Annotated in this window: 14 protein-coding genes and 2 pseudogenes; 12 read left to right on the top strand and 4 right to left on the bottom strand. The window is 59.5% G+C overall.

All coding sequences use genetic code 11. The features are described from left to right. The first annotated feature begins 110 nt into the window (after positions 1–110). The gene (locus ACFOHJ_RS01685; protein WP_378217816.1) at positions 111–608 is read left to right on the top strand and encodes an MgtC/SapB family protein; all 498 of its coding nucleotides are present in this window, start codon (positions 111–113) and stop codon (positions 606–608) included. Positions 609–766: 158 nt separating this feature from the next. Further along, on the top strand, positions 767–940 hold the full coding sequence (locus ACFOHJ_RS01680) for a hypothetical protein (protein WP_378217815.1): 174 nt from the start codon (positions 767–769) through the stop codon (positions 938–940). Between the two features lie 327 nt (positions 941–1,267). Here ACFOHJ_RS01680 and ACFOHJ_RS01675 read toward each other — a convergent pair whose 3' ends face one another. The 3 genes from ACFOHJ_RS01675 to ACFOHJ_RS01665 form a co-directional block, all read right to left on the bottom strand. Beyond that, the gene (locus ACFOHJ_RS01675; RefSeq protein ID WP_378217812.1) at positions 1,268–1,471 is read right to left on the bottom strand and encodes a hypothetical protein; all 204 of its coding nucleotides are present in this window, start codon (positions 1,469–1,471) and stop codon (positions 1,268–1,270) included. A gap of 148 nt (positions 1,472–1,619) precedes the next feature. Then, positions 1,620–1,949 carry a VOC family protein gene (locus ACFOHJ_RS01670; protein ID WP_378218068.1) on the bottom strand — a complete coding sequence of 110 codons (330 nt, stop codon included), beginning with the start codon at positions 1,947–1,949 and terminating at the stop codon, positions 1,620–1,622. Continuing rightward, positions 1,904–2,101 (bottom strand): hypothetical protein, encoded by a 198-nt coding sequence (locus ACFOHJ_RS01665; RefSeq protein ID WP_378217810.1) that lies wholly within the window; start codon positions 2,099–2,101, stop codon positions 1,904–1,906. Before ACFOHJ_RS01665 ends, ACFOHJ_RS01670 begins: the two co-directional genes overlap by 46 nt. Positions 2,102–2,240: 139 nt before the next feature. On the opposite strand from ACFOHJ_RS01665, the gene ACFOHJ_RS01660 reads away from it, so the two are divergent. The 10 genes and pseudogenes from ACFOHJ_RS01660 to ACFOHJ_RS01615 all read left to right on the top strand — a co-directional run bounded on the left by ACFOHJ_RS01660 (position 2,241) and on the right by ACFOHJ_RS01615 (position 10,986). After that, positions 2,241–2,390, top strand: a complete 150-nt coding sequence (locus ACFOHJ_RS01660; RefSeq protein ID WP_378218090.1) for a hypothetical protein — start codon at positions 2,241–2,243, stop codon at positions 2,388–2,390. A gap of 47 nt (positions 2,391–2,437) precedes the next feature. Then, positions 2,438–3,167 (top strand): annotated as a pseudogene (locus ACFOHJ_RS01655) (IS30 family transposase); the annotation flags it as partial. A gap of 323 nt (positions 3,168–3,490) precedes the next feature. Beyond that, positions 3,491–4,654, top strand: a complete 1,164-nt coding sequence (locus ACFOHJ_RS01650) for a transporter substrate-binding domain-containing protein (RefSeq protein ID WP_378217808.1) — start codon at positions 3,491–3,493, stop codon at positions 4,652–4,654. After that, positions 4,651–5,295, top strand: a complete 645-nt coding sequence (locus tag ACFOHJ_RS01645; RefSeq protein ID WP_378217806.1) for an ANTAR domain-containing response regulator — start codon at positions 4,651–4,653, stop codon at positions 5,293–5,295. The genes ACFOHJ_RS01650 and ACFOHJ_RS01645 overlap by 4 nt, the downstream gene beginning before the upstream one ends. 16 nt (positions 5,296–5,311) lie before the next feature. Beyond that, positions 5,312–6,541: an urea ABC transporter substrate-binding protein gene (locus ACFOHJ_RS01640; protein WP_378217804.1), complete on the top strand. Its 1,230-nt coding sequence runs from the start codon at positions 5,312–5,314 to the stop codon at positions 6,539–6,541. 65 nt (positions 6,542–6,606) lie between these two features. Continuing rightward, the gene (locus ACFOHJ_RS01635) at positions 6,607–7,479 is read left to right on the top strand and encodes an ABC transporter permease subunit (RefSeq protein ID WP_378217802.1); all 873 of its coding nucleotides are present in this window, start codon (positions 6,607–6,609) and stop codon (positions 7,477–7,479) included. Between the two features lie 6 nt (positions 7,480–7,485). Next, positions 7,486–8,544, top strand: a complete 1,059-nt coding sequence (locus ACFOHJ_RS01630) for a branched-chain amino acid ABC transporter permease (protein ID WP_378217800.1) — start codon at positions 7,486–7,488, stop codon at positions 8,542–8,544. Between the two features lie 3 nt (positions 8,545–8,547). Then, positions 8,548–9,264 carry an ABC transporter ATP-binding protein gene (locus tag ACFOHJ_RS01625; protein ID WP_378217798.1) on the top strand — a complete coding sequence of 239 codons (717 nt, stop codon included), beginning with the start codon at positions 8,548–8,550 and terminating at the stop codon, positions 9,262–9,264. Beyond that, positions 9,257–9,967, top strand: a complete 711-nt coding sequence (urtE, locus tag ACFOHJ_RS01620) for an urea ABC transporter ATP-binding subunit UrtE (RefSeq protein WP_378217796.1) — start codon at positions 9,257–9,259, stop codon at positions 9,965–9,967. The genes ACFOHJ_RS01625 and urtE overlap by 8 nt, the downstream gene beginning before the upstream one ends. Positions 9,968–9,996: 29 nt before the next feature. Next, on the top strand, positions 9,997–10,986 hold the full coding sequence (locus ACFOHJ_RS01615; RefSeq protein ID WP_378217795.1) for an acetamidase/formamidase family protein: 990 nt from the start codon (positions 9,997–9,999) through the stop codon (positions 10,984–10,986). A gap of 441 nt (positions 10,987–11,427) precedes the next feature. Here the strand turns inward: ACFOHJ_RS01615 and ACFOHJ_RS01610 are convergent. Beyond that, positions 11,428–12,464 (bottom strand): annotated as a pseudogene (locus tag ACFOHJ_RS01610) (IS110 family transposase). Positions 12,465–12,784: the final 320 nt, after the last annotated feature.

The raw sequence follows: 12,784 nt of genomic DNA, 5'->3' as shown, positions 1-12,784 counted from the left end.
ACGACCGCGCCGCAGCCGACGTAGCGGCGGGCCGCGCGCCAGCGTGAATTCGGTAGCACGCGTCACAGGCATATCTTCTATCACCCAGGCTTCCATGGGAACTGGGCAGCGTGCGGGACGTTCTCTCGCTCATGGAAGAATTCGTTGATAGGTTTGGCCAGCAAACATGGCTACCGTTTTCGGTGATTGCTGGAAGGCTGATCCTAGCAGCGGTGCTCGGGTCGTTCGTGGGCATGGAACGTGAGTGGCGGGATCGCCCCGCCGGCTTGCGAACGCATATCCTTATCTGCTTGGCAACTGCCGCTATTGCGATATTGACCGTCGAGATAACCCATCTGAACGTGTTCGCCGGTCAGGAAATACGGATTGACCCAATTCGCCTGGTCGAGGCCACCACGGCCGGGGTAGCCTTCCTTGCAGCCGGCCTGATATTCTTCGCCAAAGGCGAGGTACACGGCCTCACGACGGGCGCCGGGATGTGGCTCGCGGGAGCCATCGGCCTAGCTGTAGGACTTGGATTCTGGCAGATCGCGGTACTTGCTACCGTGTTAGCGTTGATTGTCCTCGGCCTTCTACAGATGGTCCAGGGTGCCAAAAAAGGTCGATAGTTTTGATCAGGGAGCGACTGCTGGCGATTTGCCCATGCCCATTGTGCGATAGGCTGATGGTCCCGGGGACAAACGTGAGGTTGATGCTCCGCTTCCCATTCCCGCTTGCCTCTCAGGCTTCGCGAAGATACAGCACCGCTTAAAAAGGGGCACAATCTATGCGTGAACACCTTGAAAGCCTGGCGAAACTCCTGCGTGATGAACAAAAAAAGCTTTTGGTCGCCGCAGCCGTAACAGGTGCTATCCCGAGCCAAAGCACCCTCCAGCGCGTCGCGACACTGGAGCTAAATATTTCTGCGATTGAGAACACACTGCAGGAGGCCAGCTCTTAGGGCAAGACCTCGCTCGCTTACCGCAGGGCGAGACGGTCTCACTTTGGCCCGGCGGATTTCGCGTGGAACGATTGCTTGCTCCTGCCCGTGCGGTCAGAAAGGGAGAACCGCTATGTCAGATGACGAGCGCTTTGAAAGAGAACCCCTCCAAGGATCACGCGATACCGCGGAGGAGCAGTTGAAGCAGGGTACTGCAGGCGAACAACAAGCTGAAAGAGAAGCCCGCGAAGGTGCATCGTTGCACGAGCAGCGATAGCGGAGCACACCCCTTCCACATATCGATGTAGGCGTCCCGAGCCACGCTTTCACGCCACAGGGGACCGAGGGTCATTTTAGTGCCTCCGAGGCCTCGCGTGAGCTCAGCACTGCGTCCATCTCGACGCCACCGCTGACGATAGTCCGTCCGTCGCAGCGCACCACCACCTCGATACGCGACTTTGGCGCGTCCGCCGGCAAAGCGCCTGCGGCGACGTCGGGCACCACCATCGCCGACACGAAACGCGGTGCCAACAACGCCTCATCGGCCAGCATGGCCGGCCGCTACGCCAGAAGCTGCGAAGGGCAACATTGTGCCGACGCGCCGGCGCCGACACCTGCGGGTGAGCCATGCAGCGGTAGTCAGCATCGTGGCGAGTGTGTCAATCTTTCCGCCGCCGTGGAACCTTGCGTCACGTCATCGTCAAGCGCTTGGAGGAGCTGGTCGACAAGTTCTGAAAGGAAGGGGCGGCCAAGCTTTCCCTTTCCTGAACCGGTCGCCGCCTCGCACCCGCTCGGCCTGTCTTATTTCGCGGGCGCCGCCGGATGCCAAAGCAGCCGGCTCTTCCCCCGCTCCTAGGCTTTGCCGTTCAGGATACCAGTTCCATCTGCATCCCCCATGGAGTGAGGAAATAGATCCAGGTCTGCCCGGCGCTCGGCCTTCCTCGCGAACCACCGGTTCGCCTAGCACGCGAACGCCGTTCGCCCTCAGATAGGCGATAGCCTCGTGGATGTCGTCCACATAGAAGGCCAGATGATGCCGCCGATGTCGCTGTTCTCCGGTTGCTCGAGACGCTGGTCCGGGGCCGAATATTCAAATATCTCGAAGTTAGAGCCGTTGCCGCATCGCAAGAACTTCAGCCGCTTCATGACGGCGCCGGGGTGGAGATTGAGCTGCGTCTGCATCCAGCGCCGATCGACTGGAAGGGGCCGAGTTCATAGAACGGCTCGCAGCCGATGATGTTGACGAAGAAATCGACGGCCTCGTCCAGATTGGGCACGGTGAAGCCGATGTGCTCGGTGCCGCGAAGGCGAGCACAAATATGTGGGCGCAGCCGAGCACCAGCACGTGATCTCGGCTTTGCAGGAGAGAAACGCCGCCAAGGCGCGCACCGCGATGGAACGCGACCTTATCCTCGGCGGAGAGGATTTTCTGCGCTTCCTGCGGACGCACGAGGAATTCGCGGTCTCGTAATCCGGCGCTCTCCGGGTAACGTTGCCGCCAACGCGCGCCGATCTCGTCGTCGCCTTCGCGGCTGGCCGCCGGAGCAGATCGCCGGTCGATTGGTTTATGAGCACAACAGTGTCCGCGTCTGTCACGACACGATCTACCGCTTCGCCTATTCGTCCGATGGTCAGCAGATAAAGCTGTGGCGCTCTCTCCCCGAGAGACGCGCGTCGCGCCGACCGCGTCATGCCAGACGGCGCCTAACCGTAGATTCGGCCCGGAATTGAGCATTTTATACCGTCCGGACATCGTTCGAGCCGACGGCAGCTCGGCCATTGGGAGTGCGAGGTGATCCAAATTCAGAAAGAAGTTTGGGAAAGTGAATGGCACTTCGCTCATCGAACGGGTCAGCCGCTTTACCATCTTCCTGCGCAACAACAACCGTCAGGCACGATCGGTCAAGGGTGGGGCTGATCAACGTTCTCGGCTCCCAGCCTCAACCGGCGCGACGATCAATCACGTTCGACGGCGGTATCGAGTTCACCGACTGGACTTATGTGCAAGCCGAGTTGGGCGCTCGGACATGGTTCTGCGACCCCCAAGGCGCCCTGGCAGAAAGGTACCATCGAAAACACCAATCGATGAGCACGATGTTGGTTGTCACGGAATACCGATCCGTCGTCGTTCAACAACCGGGATCTTCACCAAATCTGCGTCCACCCTAACTCGACACCTCGCAAATGCCTCGGCCTCAAGGCGCCCGCGGACGTGTTCCGACAGAAGATGATGGCGTCAATCCGATGAAGCCGCAACGCAGCCCCGGCTGCGAAGTCGCACTTCAGCTGGAACCCACAACCTCGGTTTCGCCGCTCCGTACGGCCTAAAACGCCGCACGGCGGTCCCGCCTTTTCCAGCACTTAGGATCATTGTATCGGCGTGACCAACCGGCGTATGTGGTATAAACACCTCTCCCTAATGCACCGGCGCTTGACACTTCCAATGTTTCATTGAACTATGAAGATGCGCTGGGCAAGTGAGCCCGAGCGGCGCAAAGTTTGCATGACATATTGATGGCAAGAGTGCCCACAGTGCCAACTGCTGGGCACTTTTTGCTTTGAGGGGAGGTCATGGCAAAAGCGCAATACGAAATTGGCGTTCTGTTTTCGCAAAGCGGTCCATACGGGGTCGTGTCGCGCTCCATGTTCAATGGTGCGATGCTGGCGTTTGACGAAATTAGGGCGTCGTCAGGTTATCCGTTTGCTCTATCGCCCGTCGTCGCCGATCCAGTTGGCTCGTTGGCGCAATACGCGCATTCGAGTTCCGATCTCCTAAGCAAGCATGGCGTGCACCACGTGGTCGGCTGCTATACTTCGTCCAGCCGCAAGGACGTTATTCCGCTTTTCGAGAAATATGACGCACTGCTCTGGTATCCTTCACACTATGAGGGCTTCGAAAGCTCCTCGAACGTCGTCTACACCGGTGCAGCGCCCAATCAGCATATCATTCCGCTGATCGAGTTCTTGCTCGCCAACATGGGCAAGCGCGCCTACTGCATCGGCTCGAACTACATCTGGGCGTGGGAAAACAACCGCATCCTGCGGGAGGCCCTGTCGGCCGGCGGGGGAACCGTGATGGCTGAGCGCTACTTTGCGGTTGGCGATACCGACCTTTCCAAAACCATTACCGCGATCCTCGAGGCAAAGCCAGATTTCATCTTCAACACGTTGATTGGAACGAGTGCCTATCATTTTTTCCGAAGCTTCCGAGCTGTTTGTGAGGAGAGCGGCATCGATCAGCCTGCGGTGATGCCCGTGGTGAGTTGCAGTCTTTCCGAGCCGGAGTTGGGGGAGATCGGCACGCTCGCCATGGATGGCCATATCAGTTCCAGTGTCTATTTTTCGTCCATAGACACGCCGGCCAATCAGCGCTTCACATCGGCGTACCGAAAGCGGTGGCCCTCAAGCTCGGCCGCATCGGCGGACGCTGAAGCTTCCTATGTTGCGGTCAAAATGCTTGCAGCAGCAATCGCAGCGGCCGATTCTGACGACGTGAATGCGGTGCGTAACGCCTTGCCCAGCCTGTCTGTCGATGCGCCACAAGGCAGGGTTAGCATAGACGGCGCGACCAACCACGCGTTCCTTACACCTCGGATCGGCAAATCGAGCGCGTCGGGGCAGTTTGAAGTCCTGTGGGAAGCGAACCAGCCTGTCCGGCCAGACCCCTATCTCGTGCAAACGACGCCTCGCTATGCGATGCGCAGCAGCGCTCCGAAGCTGAGGGCTGTCAAATGAGCGAGCCGCGGATCATCCAGAACTTCATAGGTTACCACGCCACTATCGCCACCGAGCAGCCGGCCGCTGTCGAGCAACTTCAGGACATGCTGACCAAGCTCGGCGTCTCCTTCTGCACAGCCGAGATGGGCGAAGGCAAGTTGCACATAGATCCTGACGACAAGGATGTGCTGTTCATCGACTCAGATCTTAATGTCACAGTTGAGACCGGCACATTCGAGCCAAGCCGATGCCTGCCCGTCGTCGGCATGATCGGCGTGGAGGCGCCCAGCCGGCTTCGCTCGCTGATGCAGCTTGGAGCCACGGCGACCTTGCGAAAGCCCGTGCACAGGGCCGCAGTCTATTCTGCGCTTTTTGTGGGCATCAACGAGTTTCGTCGCCGTCGCTACCTGGCCGATCGATTGGAGGAGCACGAGCGGCGTCGCCTCCTGCGCAAAAGTCTGGTTCAGGCAGTGCTGATCGTGATGCAGCGCACCGGAGGCGACTATGCAGCCGCCTATGACCAGTTGCGTCGCGAGAGCATGCGCACCCGTCAGAGCCTGGAGGATTTCTGCGAAAGGTTCATCCAGACAGTCGGTCCCGAATTGGATGAGCCCCAAACGCCTGTCGGGACAAACAGAACTTACGCAAGAAAACGCTAACCGGAGGAGAAATGAAATGACGGTAAGATGGTTACAGGCAGGGACGTTGGCTTGCGCCTTCGCCCTATCGGGCGCGGCCTTCGCTGCCGACCCCATCAAGATCGGCGTGCTTGAGGATCAGTCAGGCGACTTTGCAGCCGCGACGATCGGCAAGGTTCATGCCATCGAGCTAGCGACCGAGGAGATCAACAAGGCAGGCGGTATTGCCGGTCGCCAGATCGAATTGGTTGTTTACGACACCCAATCCGACAACAATCGGTATCAGGAATTCATGCGCCGCGTGCTTCAGCGCGATAAGGTCGACGTCGTCTTTGCCGGGTTTTCGTCTGCCTCGCGCGAAGCCTACCGTCCGATCGTCGATCAGCTCGACGGACTGGCCTTCTACAACAATCAGTATGAGGGCGGCGTCTGCGATTCCCACATGATCGTGACCGGTGCGGTGCCAGAGCAGCAGTTCTCGACCCTGATCCCATGGATGATGGAGAAGTACGGAAAGAACGTTTACACGATCGCGGCGGACTATAACTTCGGCCAGATCTCTGCGGAATGGGTCCGTAACATCGTCAAGGAGAACGGTGGCGAGATGGTCGGCGAGGAGTTTATCCCGCTCGGTGTCTCGCAATTTTCTCAGACGATTCAGAACATCCAGAAAGCAAAGCCCGGCTTTGTCGTCACCCTGCTCGTTGGGGCAGCACAGGCCTCCTATTATGAACAAGCGGCCTCGGCCAATCTCGGCCTGCCCATGGCTTCCTCGGTTAACGTTGGCCAGGGATACGAACATAAGCGTTTCACCCCGCCCAGCCTCGCCGACATGTACGTGACGACCAACTACATCGAGGAAGTCGACACGCCCGCCAGCAAAGCGTTCCTGGAGAAGTTCCACGCGAAATACCCGGACGAGCCGTACGTCAACCAGGAAGCGGCGAATTCCTACATCGCCATGAACCTCTACAAGCAGATGGTCGAGCGGGCGGATGGTTCAACCAAGCGTGACGATCTGCGCAAGGTCATCGCGCAGGGCGATGTCTGCTTCGAGGGCCCGTCCGGCAATACTTGCCTCGACCCGAAGAGCCAGCACATGTCGCACACGATCTACCTCGCGCATGTCAACAAGGACCACTCGATCGACTTCCCGAAGGTCTGGGACGACATCAAGCCCTATTGGCTCGGCGAGGCCGGCTGCGATCTGACGAAATCGGACCCGATGGCGCAGTATACGCCATCCAATCCTCCGCCGAAACAGTAAGCCTCAATGTACCGGGCGGGCAACACTGGCCCGCCCGCCTTTCGCCTGCCCTGCCGGAGCCACCCATGGAGTTCATGACAGCAATCGTTTCGTCGGCCTACCAGTTCGGCGACGCATTCGCGTTCCTGGTCCTTTCCGCCTGTGGTCTCGCCGTGATTTTCGGCATGATGGGCGTCATCAACCTCGCGCATGGCGAGTTCATTATGTGCGGGGCCTACATGACCGTATTCGCGGTCAACTGGGGTCTGCCGCTGCCGTTGGCAATCACCTGCGGCAGTCTCTTCGCCGGCCTTGTCGGCATGATCATCGAGCGGGTCATTGTGCGCAGGCTCTACGCCCGCCCGCTCGATTCCATCCTGGCGACGTGGGGTGTCAGCCTCATCGCCTCGCAAGGCACGCTGATCCTTTTCGGCCCAACAATGCGAGGCGTCGGAACGCCGCTCGGCAGTTTCACGATTGGAACGCTGTCGTTCTCCTACTATCGCCTCGTCCTGATGGCGACCGCGTTGGCGGTGCTGCTACTGCTTTATGTGGTGTTCAACAAGACCCGCTTCGGCGTACTCGCGCGGGCCACCATACAAGCGCCTCACATGGCCAATGCACTTGGCGTTGATACCGGCCGCGTCTACGCCCTCACCTTTGGAATCGGCGCGGCCCTTGCGGGGCTTACCGGGGGCATCTACGCGCCCACCATGACGATGATCCCGACAATGGGCACGACATTTCTCATGGAAGCTTTCGTCACGGTCGTCGTCGGCGGCGCGGACGTGTTCCTCGGCACCGCGCCAGCGGCTGCGTTGCTTGCGGTCGTCAAGGCCTCGTTGACTTCCTGGCAGGGTCAGTTGGCTGGCCAGATCGGCCTTCTCCTTGCCGTCATTCTCGTGATCCGCCTGCTGCCGAAAGGTATCACGGGCTTCATCCTGAAAGATCGGGCGTAAGCAACAATGACATTGTCACAGATTTTGAAGCGACTGGAAGGGCCGCAGACCATGGGCAAAGGCCCGACGTTCTGGTCCGCCTTCGTGGTCGTCCTGGCTATCGCCCTCGCCTACCCCCTTTTCGCAGACGGCTATGATGTCGGCAATAACGTCTACTTCCTAAACTGGACGTTCATGGCGCTGGGCCTTAGTTTGATCTGGGGATATGGCGGATCGCTGTCGTTTGGCCAGACCGCATTCTTCGGGGTCGCCGGCTACAGCTACGGCATTCTGACCATCAATTTCGGAACTGCCTACGGCTTCGGTTTGGCTTCGGTGCTGCTCGCCGTGGCCATCGCCGCGCTGTTTGCCGCCGTGCTCGGCTACTTCCTCTTCTTCGGGCGCATCAGCGGCCTGTTCCTAGGCATCGTCACGCTGTCGGTGACCTTGGCGCTCGAGCGGTTCATGGCTCAGACCGCCGGCCCGGAATGGACGGTTGGCTCAGCGCGCCTCAATGGCTTCAATGGCATGAGCGGAATGCCGGCACTTACCCTGCCCTGGTTCGGTGGCGGGATCTCCCTTTACCCCGACGTCGGCCTCTATTACGTAGTCCTCGGGCTTCTCGTGGTCACCTATCTCGGCTTGCGTGTGCTCGTTAACTCTAGGTTCGGCAACGTCCTGGTGGCGTTGCGCGAAAACCCGCAGCGCGCCGAAATGCTCGGCTACGATATCCGCAAATACCAATTGGGCGGGTTTGTCATCGGCGCCGCCCTCGCCGGCCTGAGCGGCGTCCTCTATACAAGCTGGGGCCAATACATCACGCCGTCCAGCATGGGCATCACCGCCGCCGCGATGCCGATCATCTGGGTCGCCGTCGGCGGCAGGTCGGACCTCACCGCGACGCTGATCGGGACGCTGGTTGTGCTTTCGGTATTCCAGGCGCTGACCATCTACGGCAGCCAATATGCACTCGTGGTGATGGGCCTATTGCTCGTCTGTACGGTCCTGATGGCTCCGAAGGGCTTGATCACCAATGCCGGCCTATGGCTCGGTTCCCTGTTCGACCGCAAGAACGGGGGCAAATAGGCCGTGACCCTGTTACAAACACATAACCTCAACAAGCACTTTGGCGGCTTGCACGTCACCGCCGATGTCAATTTCTCTCTTGAGCGGGGCAAGATTCATTGTCTCATCGGCCCCAATGGTGCCGGCAAGAGCACTTTCTTCCGCCTGCTTCTGGGAGAGTACCCGCCTTCAAGCGGCACGATCGTTTTCGACGAGAAGGACATAACCCGGCTGAAGCCATTCCAGCGCATCAACCAGGGCATCAGCGTCAAGTTCCAGGTACCGGGCATCTTCGGGGCGCTGAGCACGCGACAGAACCTGCAGATTGCCTTGCAGCACAGGCTGGACTCCCGCGATCTCGACCTGGAAGTCGAACGGCTGCTGGAATTCCTGCAGCTCACGGAAGCTGCCGACCAGCAGGCCGGGAATCTCAGCCACGGCATGAAACAGTGGCTCGAGATCGGCATGGCCATTTCGCTGAAGCCGAAGCTCCTGCTGCTCGATGAACCAACCGCCGGTATGTCTCCAGACGAGACTTTCCGGACCGGGGAAATCGTCAAGCAACTTAATGCGCAGGGCATGACCGTCCTTGCGGTCGAGCACGACATGGCCTTTGTCCGCCAGGTGGCAGACCGTGTATCGGTGCTGCACTTCGGGCGCATTTTCGCAGAAGGCACAATCGACGAGATCGTTGCGGACGAGCGGGTCGCGGCCATCTATCTGGGGCAGAGCCATGAGTGAGACTTTGCTCGACGTTAAGGGCCTTCGAGGAGGCTACGGGGGTAAGCCCGTCTTGCAAGGCATAGACCTCAGCGTTTCTAAAGGCGAAATCGTCGCCGTCATCGGGCGCAACGGGGTCGGCAAAACCACCTTGATGAAGGCCCTGATCGGTCTGGTCGAAAGCACGGCGGGAACAATAAGGCTGGGCTCGGCCGAACTCACCGGACTCGCACCCTTCCACCGTGCTCGGCTTGGCGTCGGCTATGTCCCGCAAGGCCGTGACGTCTTTCCGCGCCTGTCGGTGCGCGAGAACCTCCAAGTCGGCGAGTCGATGCGCGAACGCATCTCTGCCGATGTCTATAAACGCATCTACAGTCTTTTCCCGATCCTGAAGGAACGAACTCGTCAGCAGGCCGGGACGCTGTCAGGCGGCCAACAGCAGCAGCTCGCCATTGGGCGCGTCCTTGTCGGCTCGCCGAAACTCTTGCTGCTCGACGAGCCCTCCGAAGGTATCCAGCCGTCCATTGTCCAGGATATCGGCCGCATCATAACGCAACTGAACCGGGAAAGCGGCATGACGATCATGTTCGTCGAGCAAAATCTAGACATGATCAAGGCCCTCGCTCAGCGCTGCTACGTCATGGACAAGGGGCGCATCGTCGCGCACGTAACGCCGCAGGAGCTCGAGGACCGCGACGCCATCAGGAAGTACTTGGCCGTATAGGCGGGTGAGAGCAACAAGGAGAAAACCAGATGTCCTGGCTTCAAAATTCAATCATGGCCAAGCGAGGCGTGGCCAAAGGCAAGGCCCACAGCATTCACACCATGACGGAGGCCGATCAGGGGAAGTATCATTACGTCTACGGTCCCTATGTGGAGCCGGTGCTTCGTGTCGATCCCGGTTCGGAAGTTTCCGTGGAAACCCATGACGCTTTCGAGGGTGCCATCAAGAGCGAAACCGACGTACCGAGCCAGATCCTCAACTTCCCCTACCTCAATCCGCAGAACGGCCCGATCTATGTGAATGGCGCCGAGAAGGGCGACTGTTTAGCTGTCTACATCAAGGAAGTTCGCCCGCGCGGTCCCCAACCCTCCGGCACCACCTGCCTAATTCCAGAATTTGGCGGCCTGGTCGGCACTGGCGATACGGCCGTGTTGAACACTCCGTTGCCCGAGCGGGTCAAGAAGGTTCACATCGATGCCGTCAAGGGCGTGACTTGGAACGACAAGATCACAATTCCCTACGAGCCATTCATCGGGACCATCGGCACGTCTCCCGAAATAGAGGCCATCTCGGCACTGCAGCCGGATTACTATGGCGGCAACATGGACCTGCCGGACGTCGCGCCGGGCGCGGTGGTCTATCTGCCCGTCAATGCACCTGGCGGCCTGCTCTATCTCGGCGATTGCCATGCAAACCAGGGTGATGGGGAACTTTGCGGCGTCGCTATCGAGCATCCGACGGTCACGACCGTACAGATCGACCTAATCAAAAACTGGAATTTCAAGTGGGTTCGACTCGAGAACGAAAGGGTCATCATGACCATCGGTTCGGGACGCCCGATGGAAGATGCTGCGCGCATTGCCTATCGCGAGTTGGTCCGTTGGATGGCGGCCGACTACAAATTCAGCGAGCTTGATGCCTATATGCTGCTGACCCAGGTCGGCCGTGTCAGACTGGGCAACATGGTGGACCCGAAATACACGCTCGGCGCGTCGATCCTGAAGAGCTATCTTTCATGAAGGTAGGTACCGCCCAGCAGGAGGGACCGCTTGCCGGCCGTTTGGTGAGAAATTCAGTAAAGCGTCAGTCGGCTGACGACCTCTTATTTGAGGCCTCCGTCGGCGTCAAAACTTGCCATCGTCGGTTCCGCCAAACGGCAGGGTCGGGGCCGACTGCGGACGGTCCTCTGTGGATGGCTCCCGCGTTGCAAGAGGCAATTTCGATGTTTCGGCGCACTGGTCGGGTGCAGTCTTCTGTCCGGCCTGTTGATGCAGCCATGAGAGACTGCTGGCCCTGATGGGGTCGGCGAACGAGGTCCCAATCTGGTTCTCAGGCTGTCGCGCCTCGGACTGTCCGTGGGTTGTCCTTGTTCCCGGCCTGACCGGTATCGCCATCACTTCGCTTCGCTCTTACAACCTCATGGAGCCGGTGGATCGGCTCGAACTATTTTTGTTTCAGCTTTACGCCACGAGTGTTGGGACATGGCGGGCTTGGTATGTCTCGCCGCGGGTCATGATTGCCCAGACTACTCGGGCCATCTTGTTTGCCATGGCCACGCTCGCAACTCGCACGGGTTTCCTGGCGAGCAAGGCGACAAGCCGAGGATCGGCTGTCTCTGGCTTGTACTTAGCACCGCGGATCAACGACGTCGCGCCGACCACCAGGAGCTTTCTCAGATATCGATCACCCATCTTGGTGATGTGGCCGAGCCGATTCTTACCGCCACTCGAGTTCTGCGAAGGTGTAAGCCCAAGCCAGGCGGCAAATTCTCGGCCCGAACGGAATTGCCTTGGATCGGCGACCGAAGCCGCCAATGCTGTAGCGCCGACAGGACCGATGCCAGGAACGGTCGATAGACGTCGTGCCACCTCATCAGATCTTTGCAGCACGAGGATCGATCGGTCGATCACCTGGAGACGGGCGTGGGTGTCGAGCACTTGATCGCAAAGAAGGCCAAGAACGTGCATTGCCACGGCCGGCACATCCGGCGTCGTTTCCTTCGCGGTAATCTTGCGCGCCAGACCAAGGGCTCGCTCCAGACCTTCCGGGATATTGACGCCGAATTCGGCCAGGCCGCGGCGGATCATGTTTACGAGCTGCGTACGCTGCTTGATCAGGAGGTTGCGTGTCCGGTGAAGAGACAGGGCCGCCTGTTGGTCGGCCGACTTCATAGAAACAAAACGCATGGTGGGACGTGTCACCGCTTCGCAGATCGCTTCTGCATCCACTGCATCATTCTTGCCGCGCTTCACATAGGGTTTGACGTAGATCGGTGGCATCAGACGGACCTCATGGCCCAGCTTCGTCAACTCGCGCGCCCAATGATGTGATGTCCCACACGCTTCCATGCCGATCAGGCAGGATGGCAATCTGCTGAAAAGGGCAGAACTTGCGATCGGCGCAGTGCCTTGCGCAAAACAACGCCGCCAGACGTGTCGACGGCATGAACCTGAAAAATGCGTTTGGCCAGATCTAGGCCCACAGTGGTAATCTGCATGGCGGATGGCTCCTTTGCTTGGGTCGCCCTGACGGCAAACCCAGTTTGGCACTTAGATGCCGGATGCGGGAGCCATCCACCTCATCTGGTTTCGGCGGCCAAACTGAAACGCTGGAGTTTCGCACGCGAGCCCATTGTCGCCGTTCGACGTGCTGTGCGACCGCTCGAAACTTGCCGCCAGCTCGGTTGTTCACGAGCGGCAGGGTCGGGCCTAACCGCGGCCGGTCCGGTTTCAGTGTGGGCCCACGGGATTGCCGCCGTCCTCCAATCGACCTGCTCTCGGCCATACTTGTTTCTTCTGTGAATGTCGCGAAGGGCCG

The sequence above is a fragment of the Aquamicrobium soli genome (genome assembly GCF_042646345.1).
Taxonomy (GTDB): Bacteria; Pseudomonadota; Alphaproteobacteria; order Rhizobiales; family Rhizobiaceae; genus Mesorhizobium; species Mesorhizobium soli_A.
Note: the sequence above shows the minus strand (reverse complement) of the source record. Positions and strands in the feature narration are given on the sequence as shown.

Excerpts from the sequence above, each read along its gene's own strand:
- ACFOHJ_RS01675 (WP_378217812.1), bottom strand. The coding sequence starts at position 1,471 with ATGCTGGCCGATGAGGCGTTGTTGGCACCGCGTTTCGTGTCGGCGATG.
- ACFOHJ_RS01630 (WP_378217800.1), top strand. The coding sequence starts at position 7,486 with ATGACATTGTCACAGATTTTGAAGCGACTGGAAGGGCCGCAGACCATG.
- urtE (WP_378217796.1), top strand. The coding sequence starts at position 9,257 with ATGAGTGAGACTTTGCTCGACGTTAAGGGCCTTCGAGGAGGCTACGGG.
- ACFOHJ_RS01665 (WP_378217810.1), bottom strand. The coding sequence starts at position 2,101 with ATGCAGACGCAGCTCAATCTCCACCCCGGCGCCGTCATGAAGCGGCTG.
- ACFOHJ_RS01635 (WP_378217802.1), top strand. The coding sequence starts at position 6,607 with ATGGAGTTCATGACAGCAATCGTTTCGTCGGCCTACCAGTTCGGCGAC.
- ACFOHJ_RS01650 (WP_378217808.1), top strand. The coding sequence starts at position 3,491 with ATGGCAAAAGCGCAATACGAAATTGGCGTTCTGTTTTCGCAAAGCGGT.
- ACFOHJ_RS01680 (WP_378217815.1), top strand. The coding sequence starts at position 767 with ATGCGTGAACACCTTGAAAGCCTGGCGAAACTCCTGCGTGATGAACAA.
- ACFOHJ_RS01645 (WP_378217806.1), top strand. The coding sequence starts at position 4,651 with ATGAGCGAGCCGCGGATCATCCAGAACTTCATAGGTTACCACGCCACT.
- ACFOHJ_RS01615 (WP_378217795.1), top strand. The coding sequence starts at position 9,997 with ATGTCCTGGCTTCAAAATTCAATCATGGCCAAGCGAGGCGTGGCCAAA.
- ACFOHJ_RS01640 (WP_378217804.1), top strand. The coding sequence starts at position 5,312 with ATGACGGTAAGATGGTTACAGGCAGGGACGTTGGCTTGCGCCTTCGCC.